Source organism: Natronococcus sp. JC468 (assembly GCF_012163165.1).
Classification (GTDB): Archaea; Halobacteriota; Halobacteria; order Halobacteriales; family Natrialbaceae; genus Natronococcus; species Natronococcus jeotgali.
On sequence record NZ_JAAVUO010000024.1, the window covers coordinates 1 to 26046 of the forward strand.

General features: G+C 67.1%; 21 protein-coding genes. 11 read left to right on the forward strand and 10 right to left on the reverse strand.

All coding sequences use genetic code 11. The annotated features are described in order from the left end of the window. Positions 1–561 precede the first annotated feature (561 nt). Both GWG54_RS13845 and GWG54_RS13850 read left to right on the forward strand, forming a co-directional pair. The gene (locus GWG54_RS13845) at positions 562–939 is read left to right on the forward strand and encodes a helix-turn-helix domain-containing protein (RefSeq protein ID WP_049892695.1); all 378 of its coding nucleotides are present in this window, start codon (positions 562–564) and stop codon (positions 937–939) included. Next, complete coding sequence (locus GWG54_RS13850; RefSeq protein WP_167938333.1) at positions 936–1217, forward strand: hypothetical protein; 282 nt, start codon at positions 936–938, stop codon at positions 1215–1217. The genes GWG54_RS13845 and GWG54_RS13850 overlap by 4 nt, the downstream gene beginning before the upstream one ends. Before the next feature lie 145 nt (positions 1218–1362). On the opposite strand, the gene lpdA is transcribed toward GWG54_RS13850, so the two are convergent. From lpdA to lipA, 5 genes are all read right to left on the reverse strand, one after another. Next, positions 1363–2835, reverse strand: a complete 1473-nt coding sequence (gene lpdA, locus GWG54_RS13855) for a dihydrolipoyl dehydrogenase (protein ID WP_167938334.1) — start codon at positions 2833–2835, stop codon at positions 1363–1365. Between the two features lie 37 nt (positions 2836–2872). Further along, complete coding sequence (locus tag GWG54_RS13860) at positions 2873–4504, reverse strand: dihydrolipoamide acetyltransferase family protein (protein WP_167938335.1); 1632 nt, start codon at positions 4502–4504, stop codon at positions 2873–2875. 1 nt (position 4505) lies between these two features. Continuing rightward, positions 4506–5492: an alpha-ketoacid dehydrogenase subunit beta gene (locus GWG54_RS13865; protein WP_167938336.1), complete on the reverse strand. Its 987-nt coding sequence runs from the start codon at positions 5490–5492 to the stop codon at positions 4506–4508. Between the two features lies 1 nt (position 5493). Further along, on the reverse strand, positions 5494–6624 hold the full coding sequence (gene pdhA / locus GWG54_RS13870; protein ID WP_167938337.1) for a pyruvate dehydrogenase (acetyl-transferring) E1 component subunit alpha: 1131 nt from the start codon (positions 6622–6624) through the stop codon (positions 5494–5496). A gap of 247 nt (positions 6625–6871) precedes the next feature. Next, entirely contained in the window at positions 6872–7837 is a 966-nt protein-coding gene (lipA, locus tag GWG54_RS13875) for a lipoyl synthase (RefSeq protein WP_167938338.1), read from the reverse strand. A 108-nt stretch (positions 7838–7945) separates the two neighbouring features. Here lipA and GWG54_RS13880 point away from each other — a divergent pair, with 108 nt between their 5' ends. The 4 genes from GWG54_RS13880 to GWG54_RS13895 all read left to right on the forward strand — a co-directional run bounded on the left by GWG54_RS13880 (position 7946) and on the right by GWG54_RS13895 (position 13554). Beyond that, positions 7946–9346 carry an MATE family efflux transporter gene (locus GWG54_RS13880; RefSeq protein WP_167938339.1) on the forward strand — a complete coding sequence of 467 codons (1401 nt, stop codon included), beginning with the start codon at positions 7946–7948 and terminating at the stop codon, positions 9344–9346. A gap of 92 nt (positions 9347–9438) precedes the next feature. Continuing rightward, a complete protein-coding gene (locus tag GWG54_RS13885; protein ID WP_167938340.1) occupies positions 9439–11850 on the forward strand; it encodes a DEAD/DEAH box helicase in 2412 nt (803 codons plus the stop codon). A 142-nt stretch (positions 11851–11992) separates the two neighbouring features. Further along, positions 11993–12382 carry an IS200/IS605 family transposase gene (tnpA, locus tag GWG54_RS13890; RefSeq protein ID WP_167938341.1) on the forward strand — a complete coding sequence of 130 codons (390 nt, stop codon included), beginning with the start codon at positions 11993–11995 and terminating at the stop codon, positions 12380–12382. Between the two features lie 2 nt (positions 12383–12384). Then, a complete protein-coding gene (locus tag GWG54_RS13895; protein ID WP_167938342.1) occupies positions 12385–13554 on the forward strand; it encodes an RNA-guided endonuclease TnpB family protein in 1170 nt (389 codons plus the stop codon). Positions 13555–13566: 12 nt separating this feature from the next. Here the strand turns inward: GWG54_RS13895 and GWG54_RS13900 are convergent, their stop codons facing one another. Next, positions 13567–13800, reverse strand: coding sequence for a hypothetical protein (locus GWG54_RS13900; RefSeq protein WP_167938343.1), 234 nt, complete (start codon positions 13798–13800; stop codon positions 13567–13569). Between the two features lie 299 nt (positions 13801–14099). Between GWG54_RS13900 and GWG54_RS13905 the strand changes: the two genes are divergently transcribed. Then, the gene (locus GWG54_RS13905; protein ID WP_167938344.1) at positions 14100–15926 is read left to right on the forward strand and encodes a PQQ-binding-like beta-propeller repeat protein; all 1827 of its coding nucleotides are present in this window, start codon (positions 14100–14102) and stop codon (positions 15924–15926) included. A gap of 77 nt (positions 15927–16003) precedes the next feature. On the opposite strand, the gene GWG54_RS13910 is transcribed toward GWG54_RS13905, so the two are convergent. The 3 genes from GWG54_RS13910 to GWG54_RS13920 form a co-directional block, all read right to left on the reverse strand. Continuing rightward, positions 16004–16654, reverse strand: a complete 651-nt coding sequence (locus tag GWG54_RS13910; RefSeq protein ID WP_167938345.1) for an HAD family phosphatase — start codon at positions 16652–16654, stop codon at positions 16004–16006. A 114-nt stretch (positions 16655–16768) separates the two neighbouring features. After that, on the reverse strand, positions 16769–17374 hold the full coding sequence (locus GWG54_RS13915; protein WP_167938346.1) for a DJ-1/PfpI family protein: 606 nt from the start codon (positions 17372–17374) through the stop codon (positions 16769–16771). Positions 17375–17581: 207 nt separating this feature from the next. Beyond that, complete coding sequence (locus tag GWG54_RS13920) at positions 17582–17743, reverse strand: hypothetical protein (RefSeq protein WP_167938347.1); 162 nt, start codon at positions 17741–17743, stop codon at positions 17582–17584. 301 nt (positions 17744–18044) lie between these two features. Between GWG54_RS13920 and GWG54_RS13925 the strand changes: the two genes are divergently transcribed. The 4 genes from GWG54_RS13925 to GWG54_RS13940 all read left to right on the forward strand — a co-directional run bounded on the left by GWG54_RS13925 (position 18045) and on the right by GWG54_RS13940 (position 22905). Next, positions 18045–19322 carry a hypothetical protein gene (locus tag GWG54_RS13925; protein ID WP_167938348.1) on the forward strand — a complete coding sequence of 426 codons (1278 nt, stop codon included), beginning with the start codon at positions 18045–18047 and terminating at the stop codon, positions 19320–19322. Between the two features lie 108 nt (positions 19323–19430). Continuing rightward, positions 19431–20195 (forward strand): DUF91 domain-containing protein, encoded by a 765-nt coding sequence (locus GWG54_RS13930; RefSeq protein ID WP_167938349.1) that lies wholly within the window; start codon positions 19431–19433, stop codon positions 20193–20195. Between the two features lie 45 nt (positions 20196–20240). Beyond that, positions 20241–21278, forward strand: a complete 1038-nt coding sequence (endA, locus tag GWG54_RS13935) for a tRNA-intron lyase (protein ID WP_167938350.1) — start codon at positions 20241–20243, stop codon at positions 21276–21278. Positions 21279–21327: 49 nt separating this feature from the next. Further along, on the forward strand, positions 21328–22905 hold the full coding sequence (locus GWG54_RS13940; protein WP_167938351.1) for a tryptophan--tRNA ligase: 1578 nt from the start codon (positions 21328–21330) through the stop codon (positions 22903–22905). A gap of 12 nt (positions 22906–22917) precedes the next feature. On the opposite strand, the gene GWG54_RS13945 is transcribed toward GWG54_RS13940, so the two are convergent. Next, positions 22918–25971 (reverse strand): PEP/pyruvate-binding domain-containing protein, encoded by a 3054-nt coding sequence (locus tag GWG54_RS13945; RefSeq protein ID WP_167938352.1) that lies wholly within the window; start codon positions 25969–25971, stop codon positions 22918–22920. Positions 25972–26046 lie beyond the last annotated feature (75 nt).

Sequence of the window (26046 nt, forward strand, 5' to 3'; positions counted from 1 at the left end):
TTTCCTTCGGACGTACTCGTAAGCCCCGAGGAGTACTTAACCCCTTCGAAGGCGAGTCGTCCGATCCGACGGGCCGTCGAACGGCGTCGTCGGGTTTCGAATGCGTTCCATCCGAGTTCTCGTATGTACTTAAGGCCGTCGGATTGACCGCGGCCGTCGAAGGACATCCCGTTCCAATCGAGAACGGATGAGCGTTCGGATGGAGTACCTGCCTTCGCGCCGAAATCGGCCGAAGGGGACGCGACGAGAACGTCACGTCGTTCGCATTAGTGACGAGGACCCGGTCCATACATAAGGCCGTCGAAGATCGGATAGTTCGAACCGGATCCACATACCACGGTTTTCCGATATCTAGAAGAATACTTGACACTATTCCGTACAGAATATTACGCGGGCGGAGGTCGGCCGGTCATCCTCCCCTCGAAGGGACAGTCGAACCGAATGATACCCGCGCAGTTTCGACATCGAGCGCGCACGCGCAAGAAGGCTTCGACCGCCGGCGTCCGCGATGAAGTCGTGCATCGATGCGAATAAACCCGGCGCGTTGCAAGGAGTAGACGAATGGTCCAGGATCCGATCACTTCGGAACCACCGCCGTCACCGGAAGTGATCTGTTCTGCGCTCGACGACCCCGACTGCCGGGAGATCATCCGGAAACTCGAGGAGCCGATGACGGCGGCCGAGCTCAACGCGCAGTGTGAGATACCACAGTCCACGCTGTACCGAAAGCTCGAGCTGCTAACTGATTCGACGCTCCTCGAGGAGTCGACCGAAATCCGTCAGGACGGCCACCACGCGAGCAAGTACTCCGTGGCGTTCGACGAGATTACGCTCTCCCTCGAAGACGACCGGTCGCTGTCGGTACAGATCGAGCGTCCGGCCAGGACAGCCGACGAACGACTCGCCGAACTGTGGTCTGAGGTGCGAAAGGAGACATGACTGGAACCGAACTTGCGCTCGTACTGGCAGTTGTCAAAACGCTCGTTCTCGTCGTGGGTGGGGTGATCACCTACTTCGCGCTCAAGGCGTACCGTCGAACGCGTCAACCCGCGCTGGGATATCTCGCGGGCGGATTCGGAATCGTCACGCTCGGGTTCGTACTTGCGGGCGTTCTCCACGAGATACTCGGCGTCGAGCTCGTAATGGGGGTGTTGCTCGAGAGTTTGCTCGTGCTCGTGGGCTTTTTCGTGATCGCGTACTCGCTGTACGTCCAGTAGTACCGGACCGTTCGATCGCTCTCGCTCGCCGAGTCGAACGCGACACCGTCGAACTCTTCGATTCTCGTCGCGCACGGGGAGCGTTCGTCTACCGTTCCCGACCTCGAGCCAGCCCGGCGAGGGGCGCTCGAGTCCCGGGTTCGCGCTAGCGGTTCAGCGTGTGGATCGCGTGACCGAGCGCGTTCTCGGCCGCTTCCATCACCGATTCCGAAAGCGTCGGGTGCGTGTGAACCGTCGAGGCGATGTCCTCGAGCGTCGCGCCGAGTTCGATCGCGAGTCCGAGTTCGGCGATCAGTTCGGAGGCCTCGGGACCGACGATCTGTGCGCCCAGAACGTACCCCTGTTCCTCGTCGGCGACGATCTTGACGAACCCGTCGGTCTCGCCGGTCGTCAGCGCTCGGCCGCTGGCCCGGAACGGGAATTTTCCGACGGCGGTCTCGAAGCCGGCCTCTTCGGCCTCTGATTCGGACATCCCGACGGTGCCGATCTCGGGTTCAGTAAACACCGCCGCGGGCATCGCCTGGTAGTCGATCGCCGACGGCTCGCCGGCGATCACCTCGGCGGCGACCTGGCCCTCCATGCTCCCCTTGTGGGCGAGCATCGGCTCGCCAGCGACGTCGCCGACGGCGAAGACGTGCTCGACGTTCGAGCGCGCCCGCGAGTCGGTCTCGATGAAACCGCGGTCGTCGGTTTCGACGCCAGCGTTCTCGAGCTCGAGCGTGTCCGACACCGGTTCTCGTCCGACGGCGACGAGAACCTTCTCGGTGTCGAGCTCGAGAGCGTCGTCCTCGACGGTCTCGGCGCTCGCCTCGCTCCCGCCGTCGGCTGTGGCCTCCTCGGTCGGTTCGGCGACGACCCGGATGCCGTCGCCCGTCTCGGTCCACTCCGAGGCCGCGTACCCGAAGTGAAAGTCGATTCCGAGGTCGGTCGCGCGCTGCTTGACGGGACGTTTGAGGTCGTCGTCGTACCCCGGCAGGATCGAATCGAGCATCTCGATGACGGTGACGTCGGTGCCGAGCTTGGCATAGACGCCGGCAAGCTCCATCCCGATGTAGCCGGCGCCGACGATCACCATCGAGTCCGGCACCGACTCGAGCGCGAGCGCCTGCGTCGAATCGATCACCGGCTCGTCGTCGTACTCGAAGCCGGGGATCTGAATCGGCCGCGAGCCAGTCGCGACGATAGCGTGTTCGAACTCGAGGGTCTCCGAACCCTGGCCCTCGCCGCTGTGAGAGACCCGGACGGTGTTCTCGTCCGCGAAGGTGGCGGTCCCCTCGAGCAGGTTGACGCCGTTTGCCTTGCACAGTTTCTCGACGCCACCGGTGAGCTGGTCGACAACGTCGTCCTTCCAGCCCATCATTCCCGCGAGATCGACCGCGGGGTCGGCGTGAATCCCCATTTCCTCGGCGTTGCCCGCCTCGTGGGCAACGTCCGTTGCGGTGATCAGCGCCTTCGAGGGGATGCAGCCGTCGTTCAGACAGGTTCCCCCGTACGCGTCCTTTTCGACGAGCGTTACGTCCAGATCGAGCTGTCCGGCCCGGATCGCGGCCACGTAGCCCGCAGGTCCGGCGCCGACGACCAGCACGTCCGTTCCGGTGGTGACGTCTCCAACGACCATCAGTTAGTTCCCTCTCGGAGCAGCGTAGTAAGGTTCATCATTCGAGCAGTAGCAGTTCCGGATTCTCGAGATACTCCATCACTTCGTTGGTGAACCGCGCTCCGACCGCTCCGTCGATCAGTCGGTGATCGAACGACAGCGACAGCGTCATCACCGACCGCGGTTCGATCGATTCCGTTCCATCGTCGTCGGTGACGACGCGGGGTTTGCGCTTGATTTCGCCGACCGCGAGGATTCCCGACTCGGGGTAGTTCAGGATCGGCGTCGCGTACTCGCCGCCGATGCCGCCGACGTTCGTGATCGTAAAGGTCGAGCCCCGGAGCTCGTCGGGACTGATCGAGCGCTCGCGGGCCTTCGTGACGAGTTCGTTCATCTCCGAGGACAGCTGCAGGAGACCCTTTCGGTCGGTGTCCTCAAGGACCGGAACCATCAGGCCGACGTCGGTCGCCGTGGCGATCCCGATATTGTAGTAGTCGCGGTAGACGATCTCCTCGTTGTCCTCGTCGATCACCGCGTTCATCTCGGGGAACTCCTTCAGCGCCGCCGTCACGGCCTTCGTGATAAAGGGCATGTAGGTGAGGCCGATCCCCTGCTCCTCGGCCCGTGGTTTGAGCCGCTCTCGAGCCGCGACGAGTTCCGTGACGTCGACCTCGTCGTGGTGGGTGACGTGGGGCGCCGAGTACTTCGACTCGACCATCGCGTCAGCGATGGTCTTCCGGACGCCCGTGAACGGCTCCCGGCGCTCACGCTCGCCCTTGGCGAACGCCGTCCCCTTCGAGCCGACGGGTTCGCCCGCCGAAACCGCCTCGGCGTCGGCCTCCTGAGCCCGTCGCTGGGTTTCGGCGTACTCCCGGACGGCCTCGGGCGTGACGAACGCCTCACCGTCACGTTCCTCGTCGGTCGGAACGGCGTCGATGTCGACGCCCTCCTCCTCGGCGAGCCTCCGAGTCGCGGGCGCAGCCAGTGTTCGAGCCCGATCGGCCGACTCGACCGACGGCGGCGCAGTCGTCGAGTGGGTAGGTTGCGCCCCGGTGTCGGATGCGGCGGTGTCGGCCGTGGCAGAACTCGAGTCCGTTCCCGCATCAGACGCGGATTCCTCGGACGGCGTCTCGACTTCTACCGACTCCGAGGAGTGATCCAAGTCGTCCGCAGCGGCCTCCACGTCGGCCGCGGTGATGCGACCGCCGGGACCACTGCCCTCGAGCCCCGAGAGGTCGATCCCCTCCTCGCGGGCCAGCCGTCGTACGCGCGGCGGCGCGAAGACCCGGGATTCCGATAGAGCGACCTCGCCGGTTTCGGCTCCGGTCGCGCCGGCGTCCCCCGCGGGTTCGTCCTTGGCGTCCGTCCGAGCCTCCGCTGGCGAGTCGACGCCCGAGGGCTCGCTGGCTTGCTCTTCTTCCGAGGTCGTCGGTTCGTCGGCGCTCTCCTCACCCTCGACGTCGTACGTGACGAACAGGTCGCCGACGGGGACCATCTCGCCTTCCTCCCAGTGGAGTTCCCTGACGGTGCCGTCGACCGGCGAGGGGACCTCGACGAGCGCCTTGTCGGTTTCGACCTCCGCGACCGGCTGGTCCTCGCTGACCGTATCGCCCTCCTCGACCAGCCACGTGACCAGTTCGCCCTCGGCGACCCCCTCGCCGACGTCGGGCAGTTTGAACTCTCGGACCATGTTAGAACTCCATCGCGTCCCGAATGCCGTCCTCGATGCGGGCCGGCTCGGGAAGGTAGTAGTCCTCGAGCGCGTACAGCGGGAACGGCGTGTCGAACCCGGTGATGCGCTCGACCGGTGCCTCCTGGTACAGCAGTGCCTCCTCCTGGATCGTCGCCGCGATCTCGGCGCCGAGGCCACCCGTCTTGGGGGCCTCGTGGACGACCGCCGCGCGTCCGGTCTTCTTGAACGACTCGACGACGGTCTCCTCGTCGAGCGGCGACAGCGTCCGCAGGTCGACGACCTCGACGTCTACCTCGCCCGCGAGGTTCTCGGCGGCCTCGAGGGTCGGGCGGGTCATCGCCCCCCAGGTGAACACGGAGATGTCCGACCCCTCGCGACGGACGGCAGCCTCGCCGATCGGAACCTCGTAGGGTTCGTCCGGCACCTCCTCGCGGAACGCCCGGTAGATGAGTTTGGGCTCGAGGAAGACGACCGGGTCCGGCGAACGGATCGCGCTCGCGAGTAGCCCCTTCGTGTCGTAGGGGGTCGAGGGGACGACGACCTTCAGTCCGGGCTGGTGGACGAACATCGCCTCCGAGGACTCGGAGTGGTGTTCGGGCGCCCGGATTCCCCCGCCGTAGGGGGCGCGGATGACCATCGGACAGGTGTACCGTCCTCTCGAGCGCGTCCGCAGGCGCGCGGCGTGGGAGACGATCTGGTCGAACGCGGGGTAGATGAAGCCGAGGAACTGCATCTCCGGGACCGGACGAAGCCCGTAGGCGGCCATGCCGACCGCCGTACCGACGATCCCCGACTCCGCCAGCGGCGTGTCGATGACGCGATTTTCGCCGAACTCGTCGTACAGTCCCTCCGTGGCGCGGAAGACGCCGCCGTTTTTCCCGACGTCCTCGCCCATGACGACGACGTCGTCGTCGCGTTCCATCTCGCTTTGCAACCCGTCTCGTACCGCCTGTACCAGCGTGAGGTTTTCCGATTCTGCAGCCATGTTATCCCTCCAGCAGGGCGTCGTCGCCGTGTCGCTCCCGAACCGATTCGAACCACTCGAGTTGTTCCCGTAGTCGTCTGGGCATCCCCTCGTAGACGTGCGCGAAGATCTCCTCGGGATCGGGCCGCTCGACCGCCTCGGCGGCGTCGATGGCGTCGGCGACCTCCGCCGAGACCCGACTCTCGATGGCGTCGACGCGCTCGTCGTCGAGCATCCCGTTGTTGCGCAGGAACGTCTCCATGCGCGGGATCGGGTCCTTCTGCTTCCAGCGCTCGACCTCGTCGTCGTCGCGGTAGACCGAGGGGTCGTCCGCGGTCGTGTGTGCGCCGAAGCGGTACTGGACGGCCTCGATGAGCGTCGGTCGGGTCGCGCTGCCGGGCGACTCGTCCTCGACGGCGTCGGGATCTTTGGCCTTCTCGACGGCGTCGCGGGTGACCGTGTACACCGCCAGCGGGTCCATCCCGTCGACCTGGACGCCCTCGAACCCGTAGGCCGTCGCCTTCTGGGCGAGGGTCTCGCTCGCGGTCTGGCGCTCTCGAGGCACGGAGATCGCCCACTGGTTGTTGTTACAGAAGAAGACGTTCGGCGTGTCGAAGACGCCGGCGAAGTTCAACCCCTCGTGGAAGTCGCCCTCGCTCGTGGCGCCGTCGCCGAAGTAACACAGGAACGCCTTCTCCTCGCCCTTGAGCTTCGAGGCCCACGCTGCACCCGTCGCGTGTGGGATCTGGGTGGCGATCGGAACGGCTACGGTGAAGATGTTGGCGTCGTCGGGGATCCGGTTGCCCCGCTCGTGGCCCATCCAGTACAGCAGGGTCCGCTCGAGCGACATCCCGCGGACGAGCGCCGTCCCGTGCTCGCGGTAGCTCGGAAACACCCAGTCCTCGGCCTCGAGCGCGTGTGCGCTGCCGATCTGGGAGGCCTCCTGTCCGGACAGGGGTGGATACGTTCCCATCCGGCCCTGGCGCTGGAGGCTCACCGCCCGCTCGTCGAAGTGACGAACGAGTCGCATCTGCTCGTACATCTCGACGAGTTCCGTCTCGGCGAGGTCGGGTACCTCGGCGCCCTCGAGGACGCGGCCGGCGTCGTCGAGCACCTGTACGCGGTCCTGGGGGTCTCGCTGTATCGTACTCACGGGTGTACCCACCTGTGCATACCCTAACGAATTATCGCTCGCGTTAAAGGATTTTCGTAAATAGTTTACTATCGATGAGATTCTTGCTCGACACCCGGTGAGTGTTCGGGGAACCGAGATCGAATCGACCGATCGTCCGTGTCAATGCGGCGAACAGAGACGTTGTGTGTACGTCGGGAGAACAGCGGGCCCAGTAGTGGACGGACGGTCGGTCTCGGGGACAGACGGGAACGCAGTTCAGGGCGGATTACTCGGCGAACTCGGCCGACTCCGTCGTTGCTCGCGCGTCCCGTCGCGCCTCGGCGACGTCTTTCCCCTCGCGGAGGACGGCGTCGACGAACAGTTCGCCGGCCTTGTACGACGAGCGGACCATCGGCCCGCTGGCGCAGTACAGAAAGTCGAGTTCGTCCTCGGCGACCCGGCGCCAGGTCTCGTACTTGTCGGGGTGGTCGTAGCGTTGCACCTCGAGGTGGTCCCGCGAGGGGCGGAGGTACTGACCGAGGGTGACGATGTCGACGCCGCGCTCGCGGAGGTCCGCCAGGGTCCGGTAGACCTCGTGGTCGTACTCGCCGTGGCCGAGCATGATCGATGTCTTCGTGTAGATGTCGGACTCCCGGTCGACCTGCTCGAGCACGCCCAGGCTCTGTTCGTAGCCGGCGCGGCGATCCCGGACGGGAAACTGCAGGCGCTCGACGGTCTCGACGTTGTGGGCGATGACGTCCGGGTCGGCGTCGATGATCTTGCGCACGAGGCGTTCCTCTCCCTGGAAATCCGGAATCAGGACTTCGACGAGGATACCGGGGTGGCGCCGTTTGATCTCGCGGATGGTCTCGGCGAAGTGACCCGCACCCTGATCGGGGAGGTCGTCCCGATCGACGCTCGTGAGCACGACGTAGTCGAGACCGATCTCGGCGATCGCCTCCGCGACGTTTTCGGGTTCATCGGGATCAAGCGACTCCATCCCGCCCGTTCGGACGTCACAGAAGTTGCAGGCTCGAGAGCAGCGATCGCCCATCAGCATGAACGTGGCCGTTCCTCCCTGTCCGTCTCCGGTTCCGGCGCCGCCGGACCAGCACTCCCCGAGGTTCGGACAGTTCGCCTCCTCGCAGACAGTGTGGAGGTTCCGATCGCGGAGGTGTTCCCGGATGTCGGTAAACTCCTGTCCCGACGGCGGACGCATCTTGAGCCAGTCGGGCTTGCGGGCGCTACTCATACCTCTACCGTGGCGGGCCAGGGAGAAAAACGGTTGTGATCGACAATTCATCTCAGTGTGAGTACAACAGAAATATTTATTTTACTCAAATATATCCGTATATATAGAATGCTCGACCTCGAGCGCGAGGAGATCACGACGGGCTCGATACCGCGAGTGCTCGCCGTCCTGGCCGCGCCGCTGCTCGTCCAGAATCTCGTCCAGGTCCTCCAGCAGGTCGCCGACACCCTCTGGCTCGGCCGCCACAGCCTCGAGGGCGTCGCGGCCGTCGGGTTGACGTTTCCGCTGATGGGAGTGCTCGCGGCTGTTTCGGTCGGAGCGGGCGTCGGGACGCAGGTGCTGGTCTCCCAGCGCGTCGGCGCCGACGAGGACGATCGAGCCCGTCGGGCGACGGGCAACGGGATCCTCGTCGGATTCCTCGCCGGCGGTCTCGCGGGCCTCGCCGTCGCGGCGTTCGCCCCGGAGATCGTCGGCGTCTTCGGTGCCGACGAGCTGGTCACCCGGTACGCCGCGGCCTACCTCGGCGTCGCCGCGCTCGTCTTCCCCCTTCTGAGCGCGAGCGAGGCCCTCGAGTCGAGTTTCATCGGCTGGGGCGACACCCGCGCCGCGTTGTACATCAACGCGGTCGCCGTCGCGGTCAACGTCGTCGCCGACCCGTTCCTGATCTTCGGCTGGTGGCTGTTCCCCGAGCTGGGCGTTCCCGGCGCGGCGCTGGCGACGGGGGTCGGCTACGGGGTCGGCCTCCTGTTCGGACTCGGGATAGCCGTCCGGGGGCGAGACGGGTTCGTCCTCTCGCGGGACGTGGTGGCGTTCGAACTCGAGGACTGTCGCGAGATCGTCGACATCGGCTGGCCGACCGCGGGCCAGTACCTCTCGAGCCAGTCGGCTCGCGTCGGGATGGTCTGGCTGGTCGCGATCGTCGGCGGCGCGGCGGGGCTGGCGGCGTACACCATCGGCGCTCGGGTGGCGGCGATCGCGTTCGTCCCCGCGATCGGACTTCAGCAGGCCGCCCAGAGCATGGTCGGCCAGAACCTCGGCGCCGAACTGCCCGGGCGCGCGCGACGAACGACGTGGGTCGGCGTCGCCATCGCGGGCAGCGCCCTCTCCCTCGTCGGCGCGGTCCAGTGGGCGGTCCCGGGGACGCTGTCGGTGCTGTTCGTCCCCGACGCCAGCCCCGAAGAAGTCGAACTCGCCGCGGCGTACCTGCGGATCCTCGCGTACGGCTACTGGGCGATCGGCGCAACCTATCTCCTGCAGGGCGGGTTCAACGGCGCCCGACGAACCCGAACGAGCCTGGTCGCGACCCTGCTGCAGTACTGGATCGTCCGGCTTCCGATCGCGCTCGCGGGCGCGTACCTTCTCGAGCTGGGGGTCGTCGGGATCTTCTGGGGCGTCACCGTCTCGAACGTCGTCGCCGCGCTGGGACTGGGCGCGTACTACTGGTACGAGACCGAGACCGGGATGAACGCCCGCGCGGCCGAAACCGCGGCTGCAGAGGCCGCCGACTGAGTTGCGGAAGTCTCCTCGCTGCCCGCGCCGCGACCGTCGGCGCGAGCGGCCGAAGGAAACGCCTTTGGCCCGTCACCCCCCGTTTCCGCCTGATGGAGGTCGCCGAGGTTCTACCCGAGTTCGCCGACGCCTTCGCCTTCGAGGAGTTCAACCGGATGCAGCGGGAGGCCCTGCCCGCGTTGCTCGAGTCCGACGAGAACGTCGTCGCGAGCGCGCCGACGGCCTCCGGCAAGACCGCCCTCGCGGAGCTGGCGATCTGCAGGGCGCTCGCCGAGGACGGAACCGCGCTGTTTATCGCGCCGATGCGGGCCCTGACCAACGAGAAGGAAGACGACTGGGACCGCTTCGAGAGCCTCGGCTACTCGGTGTACGTCGTCACCGGCGAGCGCGAGCTCAACCCGCGGCGGGCCCGCCGCGCCGACATCCTCGTGATGACCCCCGAGAAGCTCGACTCGGCGACCCGCAAACACGACTCGCGGCGGTACGACTTCGTCACCGACGTCGACGTCTGCGTCATCGACGAGGTCCACCTGCTCGACGCCGACCGACGGGGGTCGGTCCTCGAGGTGACGATCTCCCGGCTGCGCCGGCTCTGTGACCCCCGCATCGTCGCGCTCTCGGCGACGATGCCCAACGTCGACGACGTCGCGGCCTGGCTCGACGCCCCCGAGGACGCGACCTTCGAGTTCGGCTCGGAGTACCGGCCCGTCGAGCTCAACGCCGGCGTCAAGACCTACACCCACGGCGAGAACTCCTTCGCCGACAAGTACCGCCGGCTCTACCGGGCGCTGGACCTCGCGGAACCCCACCTCCGCGAGGACGGCCAGTCGCTCGTGTTCGTCTCATCGCGCCAGGACACGGTCCGGGCGGCCGAGAAGGCCAGAGACGAGATCGCCGAGCGCGATATCCCGATGGGCGCCCGCGGCGACTACGACTTCCACACCGACGCCCAGGAGCTGGAAAACGACACGCTCCGGAACTCGGTGCTCGACGGCGTCGCCTTCCACCACGCCGGGCTCTCGAAGAACGACCGCGACCTCGTCGAGGCGTGGTTCAAGGAGGGCCTGGTCGAGTTGCTGTTCTCGACCTCGACGCTCGCGTGGGGCGTCAACCTCCCCGCCCGCTGTGTCGTCATCCGGGACACGAAGCTCCACGACCCCCTCGAGGGCGAGATCGACATGAGCCCCCTCGACGTCCTCCAGATGCTCGGCCGGGCCGGGAGGCCGGGGTACGACGACGTCGGCTACGGCTGGGTCGTCTGCGATACCGCCGAGGCCGACAAGTACCGCCGGCTGCTCGAGGACGGCAAGGAGATCGAGTCCCGGCTCGCCGAGACCCTCGGCACCCACCTCAACGCCGAGATCGCGATGGGGACGATCACCGACCTCGAGGACGTGATGGACTGGCTCGAGACGACCTTCTACTACGTTCGCGGGCAGTCCAAACCCGAGGCGTACGACTTCCCGAACCTCCGGGGGCGCGTCCGGGACTGCCTCGAGAACCTGGTCGATCGGGGGTTCGTCGCGATGGACGAGACGGACCTCTCGATCGAGGCCACCCCGCGGGGCGTGCTGGCCTCGAAGTACTACCTCCGGCTCGAGACGGCCGCCCGGTTCGCGGCGCTGTGTGACCGCATCGAGGGGGGAGCGTCGGCCGAAACCGACGACCTCCTCGAGGTCGTCGCGACCGCCGCGGAGTTCGACTCGGTGTCGGCCCGCCAGGCCGAACGCGACGCGATCGACGCGGTGCTGGTGGGTCAGGAGACGGGCGACCTCGAGCCCGGCCAGCGGAAGGTGCTCGCAATCTTGCGCGGAGCCGCGAGCGGTTCGGTCCCTCCCGAACTCCGGAGCGACGCCTGGGTCATCCGTCGGAACGCGACCCGGCTGCTCTCCGCGCTGGGCGCGTTCCTCGATCGGCTGGTCGGCCCCCACGCCGCGAACCTCGCCAGGCGCGTCGAGGCCCGGATCGAGAACGGCGTCGCCGAGGACGCCGTCGGCCTCACGGCGGTCGACGGGATCGGCCCCGGACGAGCGAGTAAACTCTCGACGGAGGGGCTGTCGACGCCCGGCGACGTCGTCGACGCCGGCGTCGCCGGGCTGGTCGAGGCGGGCCTCTCGGAAGGGGTCGCCGAGCGGGTCTACGAGGGGGCGCAGTCGCTGCCCGCGGCCGAACTCGAGTGGGGATCGTTCCCCGAGACGATCGCCGCCGGGGAGAACGACGTCTCCGAGGTTTTTGTGCGAAACGTCGGCGAGCCCGCGCGGGCCGGGATTCGGGTGACCGTACACGTTCGAGAGAGTGATGCGCTCTCGAGCCAGTCGGGAACGAACGTTCCCGACGACGGCGTCGAGATGACGAGCACGAGCACCTACCTCCGGGACGAGGAGACGGTTCCCGTCGGCGTCTTCGGCGCCGACGCCGACGAGCTCGAGTTCCGCGTCAGCGTCGCCTTCCCCGAACAGCCCCTCGTCCCCCTCGAGGAGCGCCGAACGGTCGAGGTTCGCTGAACGTTACAGAGGTTCAAGGAGAAAGCCCACGACTTCAGTCGTGGGATGAATCCGACCAAATACGACACAATCCATCCTCAATAGCCGACCGAAGGTTGATAGAAGTGTAACACCTAATATAGGTTGACGTCTATATAACAGTATGCCACGGGGGTACAGTCGAGAGCGAACGTCGGTTCACAACCTCCACTACCACTTCGTGTGGTGTCCAAAGTACCGCAAGCCGGTGCTAACGGACGAGGTTGCCGACCGCCTCGAACACCGCATCGAGGAGAAAGCCGACGAACTCGGACTCACCATCCTCCGACTGGCAATCCAGCCCGACCACGTACACCTGTTCATCACGGGCAACCCGACACTCACACCAAACAAAATCATCCAACAGGTCAAGGGCTACACCTCTCGGAACCTCCGCGACGAGTTTGACTTCGGCCTGCCGTCGCTGTGGACACGCTCGTACTTCGTCTCCTCGGCGGGCGAAGTGTCGAGTCAGACCATCGAGGAGTACATCGAAGCACAGACTGGGCAATAACGATGCACCGCGAAGTCACTACCACAGTACGTGTCAAACTCCACTCGCTCACCGAGCGGAAAGCCCGACTTGTCGAACGCGAATACTCCGCGTTCCAAGACGTTGTTCACGGTGACGACGCGAACCTCTACTCCGCCACCAAACAACAGGCGGGGAAAGTCCGGTCGAACAAGAATCCACGAGAGGACACCGAACAACCCCTCGTCCTCCGCAACGACTGCATCACCATCGAACACAACGAGGACACCGTACTCTCGTCGTGGTGGTTCAAACTCCCAATCTACAACCCCGAAATCGACCGTGGGGATAGCATCTGGGTTCCCGTTCACGTCCCCAAGAAAGACGCACATCTGCTCACCGATGAGTACATCCGTGACTCGGAACTCGTCCATCGAGACGGGGAATGGTACGTTCACCTCGTCTGCAAGCGGTCTGTGGCCCTCGCAGACGAATACGATGATGTTCTCGCCGTCGACATGGGTGCGAAGTGGATCGCCGTCAGCACGTTCCTCTCCGACCGCGATACGCAGTTCCACGGCGCTGAAGTCCGGCGTGTCCGTGAACACTACAAGCAACTCCGAAAGTCAATCGGGAAGGCGAAGGTTCGCTCGGGAGCGCAGGTCATCGAACGCATCGGTGACAAGGAATCCCGAACGGTTGAACACGAGTTGCATCAGGTGGCGAACGAACTCATCGCTCGCGCCCGTGACCGCAACGCAGCCATCGTGTTCGGTGACATGACCGGGTTGCGCTTCGACAACGATGAGGGACGGTATGTGAACGACAAGACCCACAAGATGCCGTACGCGAAACTGGCGAACATCCTCACATACAAGGCGCATCTCGACGGACGGGAATGCATCCCAGTGTCGGAGTACGACACGTCTGTGACGTGCTGGCGATGTGGCTCGCAGAACACGAGCCGTGACGTGCAGGGTCGAGTCGAGTGTCACGATTGCGGGCTGGACGATAATGGCGACAAGAATGGCGCGACGAATATCGGCAAACGAGCCGTTGGTAAGGACATTCAGAGCCCGCTATCGACGGTGGGGGCTGTTGTGGCTCAGCCCGAAACGCAGGTCGTACTCGACGGAACCAACGGTGAGATGGAACCTGCGAACTCCCCGGAAGACGTGGGCCTAACCCTCAGTGAGGGAAACCCACGACTTTAGTCGTGGGAGAAGTCACTTCTTGTGGGTGAAGATGACCGCCTGCCCGTCGGCCGAGCCGACGCAGAGATCGAGCTGGCGCGAGAGGTTGAGACTCGCCGGGTTCTCCTTGCAGACGACGAGGTCGTCGAACGTCGCGTCGCAGGCCGGACAGGAGACCGCCACCGTGTTCTGGTAGCTCTTGATCGCCTGGTTTTCCTCGCGAAGCGTCAGCGATGCGGCGAGTTCGTCGAGATCGATATCGCCCATACCCCACCTTGTGAGTGCGTACCTATAAATTCAGGCGGGACCCGGGTTCCGGGCGGCCTGAACTGATGGTCGGACTACGACTCCGCGCCGAGCTCGAGAACCCTCGCACTTCGCCGGCGGGTCGGGAACCCGACTGGTCGACTCGGTATCATTCTCGGTATCAGCGCGCCGGGAACACGGCCGAAAGCGTCGTGCTCGTCTCCTTCGAGCGGTCTCCGCGTTCGCCGAAACAGTTGCCGAATGGATAATTTGGCGATAATTATCGGATAGTTATAGTACTACACGTGTCTTCTCCCGGTATGGAAGAGTGGCGCCGCCGCTCGGTGCTGGCGACTGGTGCAGCGCTGTCGATCGGGACCGGACTCGCTTCGGTGGGGGCCGAAGCGTCCGAGGTCGACGTCGACGAACTTCCGGATCCGGATCGCGATCCGGGCCCGGACGGGGACTGGCCCTCACACCGGGGCGGCCCCGGTCACGCGAGATACATCCCCGACGGTCACGAGTTCGACGGGGGCGAACTCGAGGCCGAGTGGTCCGTCGAGGGTGCGGGGACGGGCGCGGGTTCCGTCGCCGTTGCCGACGATACCGTGTACACGTCGACTGACGACGGCGTCCTCGCCCTGAATGCGACCGACGGCACCGTCCGCTGGGAGAACACGGATACCGAGGCGGGAACGCCGTCGGTTGCCGGCGAGAGCGTCTACCTCAGCGGAAGCGAGGTCGTCGCGCTCGACCGATCCGACGGAACCGTTCGCTGGGAGAGCGAGTTCGATCCCGAGGAGGAGATCGCCTGGCAGACGGTCGCCTACGGCGGCGTGTACGCCGTCGTCGACGGCACGCTGTACGCGCTCGAGCCTGACGACGGCTCGGTTCGGTGGGCGAAGGACTCGATCACCGCTGCACCGCACGGTGACGAAGAGGACGAGTACGAGTTCGTTACGGCGCCCGCGGCGGCGAACGGCGTGATCTACAGCGTCACGGGTGCGGGCCCGATCGCGCTCGAGCCGGAGACCGGCGCCGAGGTCTGGCAGAAAGGAACCTACGTCGGTTCCCACATCAGTACCACCTACGCGACGTCGGCAGCGATCGCTTACGACGGCGCGTCCTACGAGGAGTGGCCGCTGTACGACGCCCAGACGGGCGAGCCTGCGACCATGGCTTCCGGGACCCGCGAAATAGCGTTCGGCGAGGAGATCTACGTCGGCGGCGGCACCGACTACGGGTACTCCGGGGGCTCGATTCACGGTGACGAGTACGACTGGAATCTCGACATGACGTACACCTACGGGCAGGCCGTCGTCAGCGGCGACACGGTGTACGCGTACTTCTATCTGGACGGCTACAATTACGGGGGGCGGGAGTACGACGAGGACCTCGTCGCCCTGAACAAGTACGACGGCTCCGAGAAGTGGGTGCTCTCGAGGGACGATGCGCCTGTCGGACACGTTCGCGCGATCAGCGGCGAGACGATCTACGTCGACCACGACGGCGATCTCGTGGCGCTTCGCGAAGGGATCGCCGAGGACGGCGAGCAATCCGCCGACGACGAAGACGGCGAGCAGGACGATCAGTCTGCCGACGGGGAGGAAGACGATCAGAGCGACCAGCCCGCTGACGGCGAGGAAGGCGAGCGAAACGACCAGTCTACCGACGGCGGGGAGGACGACCAACCTGCCGAAGGCGAAGGAGACGGCGGGAACGGCGATCGACCCGACGACGGTACCGAGGCGGAGAACGACGAGGACGACTACGCCGGCGAAGGCGAAAACGGCGGAGCCGAATCTGACGACGGCGGCAACGAGGCCGTCGACGACGGTACTGACGACGGCGGTACTGAAGCCGTCGACAACGGTACTGACGACGGCGGTACCGAAGCCAGCGACGACGGCGGTACCGAGAGCGACGGCGACGCAGCGATCGACGACGGCGAAAGTGACGAAAACGGTACCGACGACGGTGAGAGGGGAAGCGACGATGACGCGGTGGCCGATAACGGCGACGAGGACTCCGGAGCCGACGGGACGCCCGGATTCACGACCGGTGCCGGGCTCCTCGGCGGTGCGCTCGGCCTCGAGTGGCTGCGCCGGCGGGCCGATCCGGACGAACGGATCGACCCGGACGAGTAAACCGACTAACGGATCCTCGGGAGAGACGGCCGACGGAGAAACAGCACGAACGCCCGCGACTCGAGTCGTGGGGGACGTCAGTCGACGAGCTCGAGGACCGCCTCCCGGACCTCGGCCGGCGAGTCGGCGACCCGGTCGGCCGGCGAGTAGTCGATGTCGCCGTGGGCGTCGATGCGGTAGGCGACGACGATCGTCCCGGCGCGGTCGGCCGCCTTGATGCCGTTCTCGGAGTCCTCGACGACGACGCAGTCGGCGGCGGGGACGCCGACCTCCTCGGCCGCGTACTCGAAAACGTCGGGGGCGGGCTTGCTGTTCCCGTCGATCTCTTCGGCACTGATCACGCGGTCGAACGCGTCCTCGAGTTCGAAGCGCTCGAGGACCATCCCGATCCAGTCGTGAGGCGACGAGGAGACGACGGCCGTCGTCACGCCCCGCTCGTCGAGTTCGGCGAGCAGGTCGTGGGTTCCCTCGAGCAACTCGACGCGTTCGGTGTACAGCGTCTCGGCGGTCTCCTCGAACTTCCGGAGGTACTCCTCGCGGGTGATCGCCGTGCCGTACTCCGCCTCGAGGTAGTCGTAGATCTCCGCGTAGTTCATGCCGCTGACCTCGGCGACGTCGACGTCCTCGTCGGGGACGGCCGCGGGGAGGATCTCCTCGCGTTCGAACTCGACCCAGTAGTCCTCGCTGTCGACGAGCACGCCGTCCATGTCGAACAAGACTGCACTCATGTACGTCGGCCTACCGGGGACGGACGTATAGCCGTTTGGCCATCACGCGGCGACGTCCGCCGACGGGGCACGACAGGTCGGCGAGGGGCGAACGCCCGGGAGGTACCCGCGCCGCTAGCCGAAGACCTCGCCGCGGCGCTCGTGTTCCATCTCGGCCGCGACCGCCTCGGCGACGTCGGCGCCGAACTCCCGCTCGAGCAGCCACAGCGCCAGGTCGATCCCGGCAGTGACACCGCCGGCCGTAAGCACGTCGCCGTCGTCGACGACCCGTTCCTCGACGACGTTCGCGACCGACTCCTCGAGGTCGTCGATCGCAACCTGGTGGGTCGTCGCGGGACGGCCCTCGAGCACCCCCGCTTCGGCGAGGATCATCGCGCCGGTACAGACCGAGGCGACCGTCGCGCCCGCGGCGAAGCGGTCGTCGACGGCGGCCGGGATCGCACCGTCGTCGACGACGGCTCGCACGCCGCCGTCGGCGCTCGTCCAGCCGCCGCCAGGGACGACCAGCAGATCGGGGTCGCCGAGCGTGCCGTCGGGTTCCACCCGGAGTCCGTGGCTCGCTTCGACGAACCCGTCGTCGGTTCCGTCCTCGAGCGTCACCAGTCGTGCCTCGAGGTCGGCCCCCGCTTCGCGGCCGTTCTCGAGCACCTCGTAGGGACCGACGGCGTCGAGTTCGTCGAAGCCGTCGAACAGGAGGAGTTCCGCGGTAAGGTCGGCCATGAGAGTACGTTTCCGTCGGCGCGGAAACGCGTTTCGCCGGCTCCCGCGGTACCCGCCGCGGCGATCGCCCGCGGAAGCGACTCGGCCGGGTTTACCGGACCGTTTCCTCGTCCCGCGAGTGAGTCTCGCCGGGTCCGAAGAACAGGCCGAGGTAGAGCAACAGCACGATCATCCACGAGACGGCGACGAGCACCGCGACGGGAACGCTCATCGGCGGAATCCGGCCGTTCGGTAGCCGCGGACACCGAACGCGCGTCGGTTGTCGGCCGTCGGGCGAACCGTCCCGTCGGTCGTCGAACGAGTCGTACCCGTTCCGTTGCGGTCCTCGCGGATCGCGACCGTCTTCGGACGCTCGTGTAGCGGAGCCATCGTCCCGTTCGGAAGTCTCACGACGCAGGTCATGAACGCTGCTAGGAGGGGACAACACGTCTCCGGAGTCCTCCGTCGTTCTCGGTAGGTCGCCGGGCCCCGCTCTCGGATCGCGCGCTCGAGCCTGCAGCAGTTACTTGCCGTTCGAAAGCGATCTCACGGAGCAGATGCGACGACGAGTTCGGCACCGACCGAGCGGATCGGCGCAGCCCCTCTCGGGCGCGCACGAGGCGATCCGGACGCGGCATCGATCGCGACCCGGAGGACGGCGAACGGCGACCGCGCCGGGTTCGAGAGTGCGATGAATCGGCGCCACCTCCTGCTGGTCGGGCTGTTCGTCCTCGCTGCCAGCTACCTGGTCGCCGGCGGGGCGATCGATCCGATTACGGGGTCGTCCGAGCCCGAGACGCTCGATCGCGATCGGCTGATACAGCCCGCGGAGAACGGCAGCTACGTCTGGCCGTACACCAGCCGCAGTCGGTCGAACGACGAACGGACGCTCGCGCTCAACCTGATCGTCCACGGCGACGACGATCGGGTCAGGCGGTCGCTGGTCGCCCAGGACGAACTCGAGTGGGAGGAAGTCGACGAGGAGAACCGAACCGGGGCCGACGGGGACGCCGAGGACTCGACCCAGTGGGACGACGCGCACGGCTCGACCCGGTACACCTACGTCGACACCGAACCCCACGGCGGCGGGGGCGTCTGGATCGAGGAGAGCTACCAGCTCCACGCGGGAACGTACCTCGGAAGTCGGCACCACATTCGGGCGTACACCACCGAAAACGACGACTGGACGGTGATCCAGGCTCACCGCGAGCACTTCGACTTCTTCCGGTTACGGCACACGGTCACCGACATCCAGAACTCCCAGAACGCGCTCGAGGCAGAGTACCTCGACGAGCCGTTCGTCGAGGAGGTGCGACGCGAGTACCACGGAACCCACGGCGGCTGGAACGACGGCTGGCTCTCGGCGATCGAGCTGGCGACCCTCGTCTCCCTCGGAGCGGGGACCGTCCTCGGGCTGTTCGGGACCGGGACGGCGGGCGGGATCGCCCGCGGCGCTCGGCGACTGCTCGGCTGGACGTACCGGAACGTCCGCGGCTTCGCCCTCCTCGGAACGCTCGCGGGGCTGGTCGTCGGCGTTCGAAGCGCCGGGTTGGCCGTCGAGGCGGCGATCCCCTGGATCACGCCGCAGGCGTTCGTCGTGGTTCTGTACCCGGTACTGGCGGTCGGACCGCCGGCGGCGGCGATCGTGCTCACCCAGTCCCTCGAGCGGGCGGGTCGGCTGTTGCGCCTGCAACGCGTCGTGAACTGGCTGGGTCGCCCGCTCGAGCCCCAGCCGGCGTTCGCGTTCGCCGCCGTCGGGCTCGGGCTGGGATTCGTCCTCGATTTCGCCTCGATCGGCGTGACGGCGCTCCCGCTCGAGCTGTTGCTCCACCGGACGGGACTGCTCGTCACGCTCGGGTTGCTCGCGGCGGGCGCCGCGCGAAACGACGCCGAGGGCGCCGCGCTGTTCGGCATCGGCCTCCTGGGATGGATCGTCGGGCTTGCGATGCCGCTGTTGGGCTACCTGTAGCGGCGTTCGAACCCGCCTCCCGTCGCCGACCCGAGATCGAAGACGTCGCGCCGTCATCGGCGGGGATCGGCCCCGAATTTAAGTACCGAAACGCGGCCAACGGCGTCCATGATCGACGACGCAATCCGCGTGCTCGCGGGCGACTGTACCGTCATCGACGAGGACGCGAACCGTTCGGAGTACCGCGGCCGCGTGACGACGATCGTCAAGCCCGACAACACCGTGCTCGTCCACGACGTCGACGGCTACCAGCCCGTCGCCTGGCTCACCCGGGCCGACAGCGTCTCGAGCGACCGGGCGAACGACTTCACGCTGGTCGCGAAAAAGGGGACCCAGACCCTGCGGATCGCGGCTCACGACCAGGACGGGTTCGCCCACTACCCGGCCTCGGCGGCGGGAACGCCCGTCGGCGCCTGCCCGGGCTGCGGCGGCGCGCTCGTTCGCTCCTCCGGAGTGCACTGCGTCGGCTGCGGGGACCGCTACGGGATTCCCTCGGACGCGACGATCCGCGAGGAGCGCTGTGACTGCGGCCTCCCGCGAATGCGCGTCGAGCGCGGGCTCGCGTTCGACGTCTGTCTCGATCGAAGCTGCGAGTCGCTGGACGACGCCGTCCGCGAGGCGTTCGACCGCGAGTGGGACTGTCCGGAACCGGACTGCGAGGGCGAGTTGCGGATCCTCCGTCGAGGGGGCCTGATCGCCGGCTGCGAGCACTACCCGGACTGCGACACCGGGTTCGCTCTCCCCGCCGGCGTCGTCGACGGCGACTGCGGCTGCGGGCTGCCGACCTTCGAGACCGGGACCGGCGCGCGGTGTCTCGACGCGACCTGTGGACGGGTCGGCGAGTACCGCGTCGAAGCCGGCGTCGACGACTGAGACGCGATCCACAGCCACTTAGTGATTCCCGGCGAAGGGCCGGGTATGTCACTCGAGGGGCGGTTCGAGGACGGCGTCGTCCGCGTCGGCGGCGACGCCCGCCAGCGCTATCACGACTCGCGAGGATACGGCTATCCGCTCGAGGGTAACGAGATCGCCCTCGCGCCGGTCGAGGCGGCCCACCTGCTCTACCGGGGCGACCTCGCGGCCGTCGTCGACGGCGACGAGCGCCTCGACTTCCGCTCGTTTCTGGCCCGCGAACCCGGCCCCGACTTCGGTGTCCGATTTCTGGTGTACGCCGACCTCCGCGAGCGGGGCTTCTATCTCGCGCCGGCGGCCGAGCCGTGGCTCGAGAATCCGCCGGAGACGGAGTTCGCCGTCTTTCCGCGGGGGAAAGGCCCCGGGGACGGCGAGATCGCCTACGCGCTGCGGGTGCTGGGGGAGCGAACCGATGTCGCCGGCCGGGACCTCGAGGCGGGCGTCCTCGCGGTCGTCGACGAGGAAAGCGAGATCACGTACTTCGAGGTGAACCGCCGGGAGCCGACGGGGTCCTCGGCGGCGGGACTGCCGGAGGGCTGCGAGGCGGACCTGCTCGCCGATCGGGTGGTTGTCTGGGAGCCGCCCCTGGAACTCTACGAGGAGACCTTCTACGGCCAGCCCCTCGAGGGCCGGGAGTACGACGAGCCGACGCTGCAGTGCTCGCTGCTCGAGGCGGCCTACCTCGCCGAGGGAGGGGCGATCGACCTCGATCCGGCGACTGTCAGGGAACGGGGCCGCGAGGTCGAAGGCGAGCGGTTCGACCGCCGGTTCCGGGTGTACACGGAACTGCGAGAGCGCGGGCTCGTCCCCAAGACGGGCTACAAGTTCGGCGCGGACTTCCGGACCTACGCCGACGTCGAGAGCGTCGACGATCTGGGTCACTCCGAACTGCTCGTTCGGGTCCACCCGGCCAACCACGTCTTCGAGCCCCGCGACGTCGCACTCGACGTCAGGCTCGCCCACGGCGTCCGGAAGACGATGGTGGTCGCGCTCGTCGGCGAGAACGGAATCGACTGGTGGTCCCTCGAGCGGCTGACGCCCTGACGGAACGAAGGCGAAGGTTTTTGCGTGCCTGAGCGCCAAAGCGGTGATGATGACCGGAGACGACCCACTCGAGGAGTCCGAGTCAGGGAAACCAGTGACCGATGGCGGAGCAGCGGGCGCCGACGACGTCGCGCTGGACCCGTGGGGCTCCTCGGCCGTCTCCGACTACCGCAAGCTGTTCGAGGAGTTCGGCATCGAGCGCTTCGACGAGGTCCTCGAGGAGGTGCCCGACCCGCACTACCTGATGCGCCGCGGCGTCATCTTCGGCCACCGGGACTACCGTCCCGTCGCCGAGGCACTGCGGGAGGGCGAGGACGCCGCGGTCCTCTCGGGCTTTATGCCCACTGGGGATCCCCACATCGGCCACAAGCTCGTGTTCGACGAGATCATCTGGCACCAGCAGCGGGGCGCCGACGCCTACGGGCTGATCGCCGACCTCGAGGCAAACTCGGCCCGCGGGATGAGCTGGGACGAGATCGATGAGCACGCCCGCGATTACCTGCTCTCCTTGCTCGCGCTCGGGTTCGATCCCGAGGAGGGCGAGCTCTACCGACAGTCGACGAACCGCGAGCTACAGGACCTGGCCTTCGAACTGGGCGCCGACGCCAACTTCTCGGAGCTGGAGGCGATCTACGGCTTCGACGGCGGGACCGACGTCTCGCACATGCAGTCGGTCGTCACCCAGATGGCCGACATTCTCTATCCCCAGCTCGAGGAGCCCAAACCGACCGTCATCCCGGTCGGTCCGGACCAGGACCCCCACGTTCGCCTGGCGCGGGATCTGGCCGAGCGAACGCGCTTCTTCAAGGTCTCGAAGGCCTACGCGAGTTTCGAACTCGAGCCCGCGGAACGAGAGCTCGTCGCCGATCTCTACGAGCGACTCGACCCGGCCGAGTTCGACGACGACTCGCTTCGCTGCGTCCACGTCGCCGAGGCGATCGAGGAGACGCCCCTCGAGGAACTCGCGGTTTCCGCCGACACGCTGGGCTCGGTCCTGACGAAACTCGAGGAAGCCGGCATGGAGCCCGTCCGCCCGCGAACCCGCTTTTTCGATCGGCGGGCGACCGACGAGGCCTTCGACGCGCTTATCGACGCGATCGACGGCGAGAAGCGCGTCTACGAGAACCACGTCGACGCCTTCGAGCTCGAGGTCGGCGAGGCCGAGGAGCTGGCCCGCGAAGTCGAGGTCGACAACGGCGGCTACGGCTTCCGCCCACCGTCCTCGATCTACCACCGCTTCATGACCGGGCTCACGGGCGGGAAGATGTCCTCGTCGGTGCCCGCCTCGCACATCTCCCTGCTCGACGACCCCGAAGACGGCTACGACAAGGTCAAGGCCGCCACGACGGGCGGTCGCGAGACCGCCGAGGAACAACGCGAGAAGGGCGGCAAGGCCGACGAGTGTCCCGTCTACGAGCTGTACGCCTACCTGCTGGCGGGCGACGACGACGAGTTCGCCAAGCGAGTGTACGACGAGTGCGTCGGCGGCGAGCGGCTCTGTGGCGACTGCAAGGAGCAGGCCGCCCAGCTCATGCGAGAGTTCCTCGCCGAACACCAGGAGAAACGCGCGGAGGTCGAGGAGCTGCTCGAGGACGCCGACATCGAACTCGAGTCGCCCCGAGCCTGATCGCGGTCGCGGTCAGCGGTTCCGGATGCGCATTCCGCCGCAGTCGAGTTCGACGCGGTCGAGCTGTCGAACGTCCTCGTAACGGCTCTCACCGACGCCGATCGCCGCCGGGATCGAAAACTCCGCGGCCCGGACGGCCATGTGTGAGTTCACGCCGCCGTACATCGTGACGAAGCCGGCGATGTCGTGCCCGAAGAGCCAGTCGTAGCCGGGGTCGGCCTGCGGAACGATGGCGATCTTGCCCGCAAGCGAGAGCTCCGTCACGTCCGCGTCCTCGATCGGGACGACCTCGCCGGAGACCGTACGATCCGTCACGAACGTCGGATCCCTGGCGGGGCGGTCGAACGCGAGGAAGTCGGATTCGGCGGTCAACAGCGGGGGCAACTCGACCGCGTTCGCCAGCTCCTGGGTTCGCCTCCCGTCCTCGACGCGGGAACGAAGCCACGCCGCAGCGTCCGTCCGCGGCCCGCCGTCAGCGATCCGGAACAGGTCCGAGATCGGGACGTGGGAGAGTTCTTCGCGCGAGAGTCCGCGCTCCTCGCCGAAGGCGACGATTTCCTCGAGCGCGGCACTGAGGTTGCGCGAGAAGACGAACTTCGCGTACTCGCGGCCCTCGATCGCCGTCTTGAGAAACGAGACGAACGCCGGGACGTCCGCCGGCAGTCCGATCGCGGCGAGCTCGTCCTCGACGTCGGCGATCAGGGCCTCGTCCCACTCCGAGAGCGGGTCGTACCCCGGCTCCGGCTCGTCGGCGTTGTCGACGAGCGGACGCAGGTAGGAGTCGGGGCGTCGTCCGTACGACGGCGAAATGATCTCGTACGTACCCGGCCGGAGGTGGCCGTACTCCTCGACGAACGCGTCCCACTCGAGGTCGCCGCTCGCGACGCGGGCGGCGTCTCGGTCGAGTTCCTTCGCGACCGTGCTCAGCGACTCGAGGAACGCGGTTCGCTGGTCGGCCGTCAGGACGCCCGTGCGCTCGAGCGAGCGCAGCAGCTCCACGGCGACGAACGCGGATCTGGCCAGGTGTGCGAACGTGAGCGTCCCGTACTGGCGACAGTCCTCGAGCAGGAGTCGAGCCGTCCGGAGCGGCGGAAGGTCGGCCTCGACGAGCGAGCGGTACCGCTCCGAGAGGTCGTCGATCCGATCGTAGTCCGCCGCCGTCCGATCGTACGCCGTTCGGGTGATCTCCCGGAGCCCGTCCCTGAATCGATCGATCTCGTCGTCCGAGAGGCCGGCAGTCGCGAGGCGATTCCGGTGGCGGTCGAAGTCGAAGGAGAGACACGTGATCGCGACGTCGAACTCGACCTTGTCGTGCAGGTCGGGGTTTCGCTCGAGCCGCGAGAGGTAGTGCTCGCAGAGCGTGGCCGCCACCGAATTGGGGACGGACGCGGGGATAAACGAGTTGCAGACGGCGCGAACGTCGACGTAGGGCTGTCCGGCGAAGCTCTTCAGCAGCGGGTGCGGGCGGACGTCCCGGTATCCGTACTCGGCGCGCTGGCGGGCCCAGACGTCGTCGGTGATCAGGAATCGGTACAGCGAGTCGGCGAGCGCCCGCGGTCGGCGACCGACGATCTCGGCGGGGTTCCAGTCGGTCATCACGCTGAAGATCGTCCGGTCGCCGACGACCTGCGGGGGCGCCGACTGGAGGACGGCGAACGACTCCCGGGCGGCGTCCGCGGCGTCATAGACCGCACCGTCGGCGACCGATCGGTCGCGGTCGTCGGACTCCGCCGGAATGGGCCGCACCTGGAGGACGTAGATCTCGTCGTCCCGAGAGACCGCGAACTCGATGTCGAGTCGGTCGCAACCGATCGTCGTCTCGACCTCGCGAACGGCCTCGAGCAGCTTCTCGAGCGGGAACGCCGGCGTCTCCGAATCGCCGTCCCGATCGAGGTCGGCCCGCCCGTCGTCGAGGGCGTCCTTGCGAACGACGGTCGTCCGGAGCTCCTCGCCGGTGCCGTCGGTGACCGACTCCGTCGAGGAGGTCCCCTCGTCGTAGTTGACCACGTAGTACGGGCTGCCGGACTCGAGCGTCCGCGTCGTGACGACGCCGCTGTGGACGGTGTCATCGACCATCCCCTGGACGAGCACCTGGTCGTCAGGGTTCCCGTCGTACGACGCCACGACCCGGTCGACGGCGTCGACGAGTTGGGCGCGGTCGTTGGCCGGGACGTCGAGGACGCTCTCGAACTGCCCCGCGTGGGAGCGCTCCCAGCCGTCCTCGGCCCGCGCGCTGCTCCGGACGATGACGGGTTCGTCCTCGAAGAGTGCGCGTACCGCGTCACAGACCTCGTCGCGGCTCCGTTCCCATTCTGCAACGGTGAACGAGAACGGACGTTTGATCCGAGAGCGGTCGAGGATCGGCCTGAGACGCCGAAGGGTCTCCGCCTTCGTTCCGAGGACGAACCTGGCGAGGTCGTCGTCGGTTTCGATCGTCGCGGATCGACCGCTCGCATCGATCGACTGCGGGCCCCGACCCCGCCGCGAGAGCGCCGCACACAGCGCCGCCAGGGAGTCCCGTTCCGAGAGTTCGCCCTCGTCGACCAGCGCTCGAGCGTCGTCCAGACGCTCCGGCGAGAGCTTCGCGACGCCCGCGAACGCCCCGAGCGCCTCGGGCGCGTCCGTCGAAGGGGCGGCCGTTTCGACCGTTGCGACGCCGTGGTCCGCGGCCGACGGCGCCGGTGCGAGGTCTCCGTCGGCTCGAGTTTCGCCCGCGGTCGGATCGACGGCGACCGCGTCGCCGGCAGTCGCCTCGAGCGCGTCGACGACGGCCGGCGTGACGGCGGCGTCCGCAGTACAGACGTACGTCGTCTCCGTCAGCGGTGCCGAGAGGAGCGCGCCGACGTCGCCCGTCGATCCGGGTCCGGAGACGCGGGAAATCGCCCCGTCGGACCGACGTTCCACGGCGTCGGGAACGGACGCTGCGCCGACGAAGCAAACGCGAACGTCGCCGAGCGCTGCCTCGAACGCGGAGAGCGTCCACTCGAGCGCAGCGTCGGATCCAGGCGTATCGTCCTCCGAAACCGACCGTTCCGAGCCCGAAAGGATAGCTATGTCAGATACCATTCGATCACTGGCCCTACGTTTTCGAAACGGTGGCATATATATGACCGACCTAACGCGGACGAACGAAACGCGCTC

Coding starts and splice junctions, on each gene's coding strand:
- GWG54_RS13845 (WP_049892695.1), top strand. CDS start 562: ATGGTCCAGGATCCGATCACTTCGGAACCACCGCCGTCACCGGAAGTG.
- GWG54_RS13850 (WP_167938333.1), top strand. CDS start 936: ATGACTGGAACCGAACTTGCGCTCGTACTGGCAGTTGTCAAAACGCTC.
- lpdA (WP_167938334.1), bottom strand. CDS start 2,835: ATGGTCGTTGGAGACGTCACCACCGGAACGGACGTGCTGGTCGTCGGC.
- GWG54_RS13860 (WP_167938335.1), bottom strand. CDS start 4,504: ATGGTCCGAGAGTTCAAACTGCCCGACGTCGGCGAGGGGGTCGCCGAG.
- GWG54_RS13865 (WP_167938336.1), bottom strand. CDS start 5,492: ATGGCTGCAGAATCGGAAAACCTCACGCTGGTACAGGCGGTACGAGAC.
- lipA (WP_167938338.1), bottom strand. CDS start 7,837: ATGAGTAGCGCCCGCAAGCCCGACTGGCTCAAGATGCGTCCGCCGTCG.
- GWG54_RS13880 (WP_167938339.1), top strand. CDS start 7,946: ATGCTCGACCTCGAGCGCGAGGAGATCACGACGGGCTCGATACCGCGA.
- GWG54_RS13885 (WP_167938340.1), top strand. CDS start 9,439: ATGGAGGTCGCCGAGGTTCTACCCGAGTTCGCCGACGCCTTCGCCTTC.
- tnpA (WP_167938341.1), top strand. CDS start 11,993: ATGCCACGGGGGTACAGTCGAGAGCGAACGTCGGTTCACAACCTCCAC.
- GWG54_RS13895 (WP_167938342.1), top strand. CDS start 12,385: ATGCACCGCGAAGTCACTACCACAGTACGTGTCAAACTCCACTCGCTC.
- GWG54_RS13900 (WP_167938343.1), bottom strand. CDS start 13,800: ATGGGCGATATCGATCTCGACGAACTCGCCGCATCGCTGACGCTTCGC.
- GWG54_RS13905 (WP_167938344.1), top strand. CDS start 14,100: ATGGAAGAGTGGCGCCGCCGCTCGGTGCTGGCGACTGGTGCAGCGCTG.
- GWG54_RS13910 (WP_167938345.1), bottom strand. CDS start 16,654: ATGAGTGCAGTCTTGTTCGACATGGACGGCGTGCTCGTCGACAGCGAG.
- GWG54_RS13915 (WP_167938346.1), bottom strand. CDS start 17,374: ATGGCCGACCTTACCGCGGAACTCCTCCTGTTCGACGGCTTCGACGAA.
- GWG54_RS13920 (WP_167938347.1), bottom strand. CDS start 17,743: ATGGCTCCGCTACACGAGCGTCCGAAGACGGTCGCGATCCGCGAGGAC.
- GWG54_RS13925 (WP_167938348.1), top strand. CDS start 18,045: ATGAATCGGCGCCACCTCCTGCTGGTCGGGCTGTTCGTCCTCGCTGCC.
- GWG54_RS13930 (WP_167938349.1), top strand. CDS start 19,431: ATGATCGACGACGCAATCCGCGTGCTCGCGGGCGACTGTACCGTCATC.
- endA (WP_167938350.1), top strand. CDS start 20,241: ATGTCACTCGAGGGGCGGTTCGAGGACGGCGTCGTCCGCGTCGGCGGC.
- GWG54_RS13940 (WP_167938351.1), top strand. CDS start 21,328: ATGACCGGAGACGACCCACTCGAGGAGTCCGAGTCAGGGAAACCAGTG.
- GWG54_RS13945 (WP_167938352.1), bottom strand. CDS start 25,971: ATGGTATCTGACATAGCTATCCTTTCGGGCTCGGAACGGTCGGTTTCG.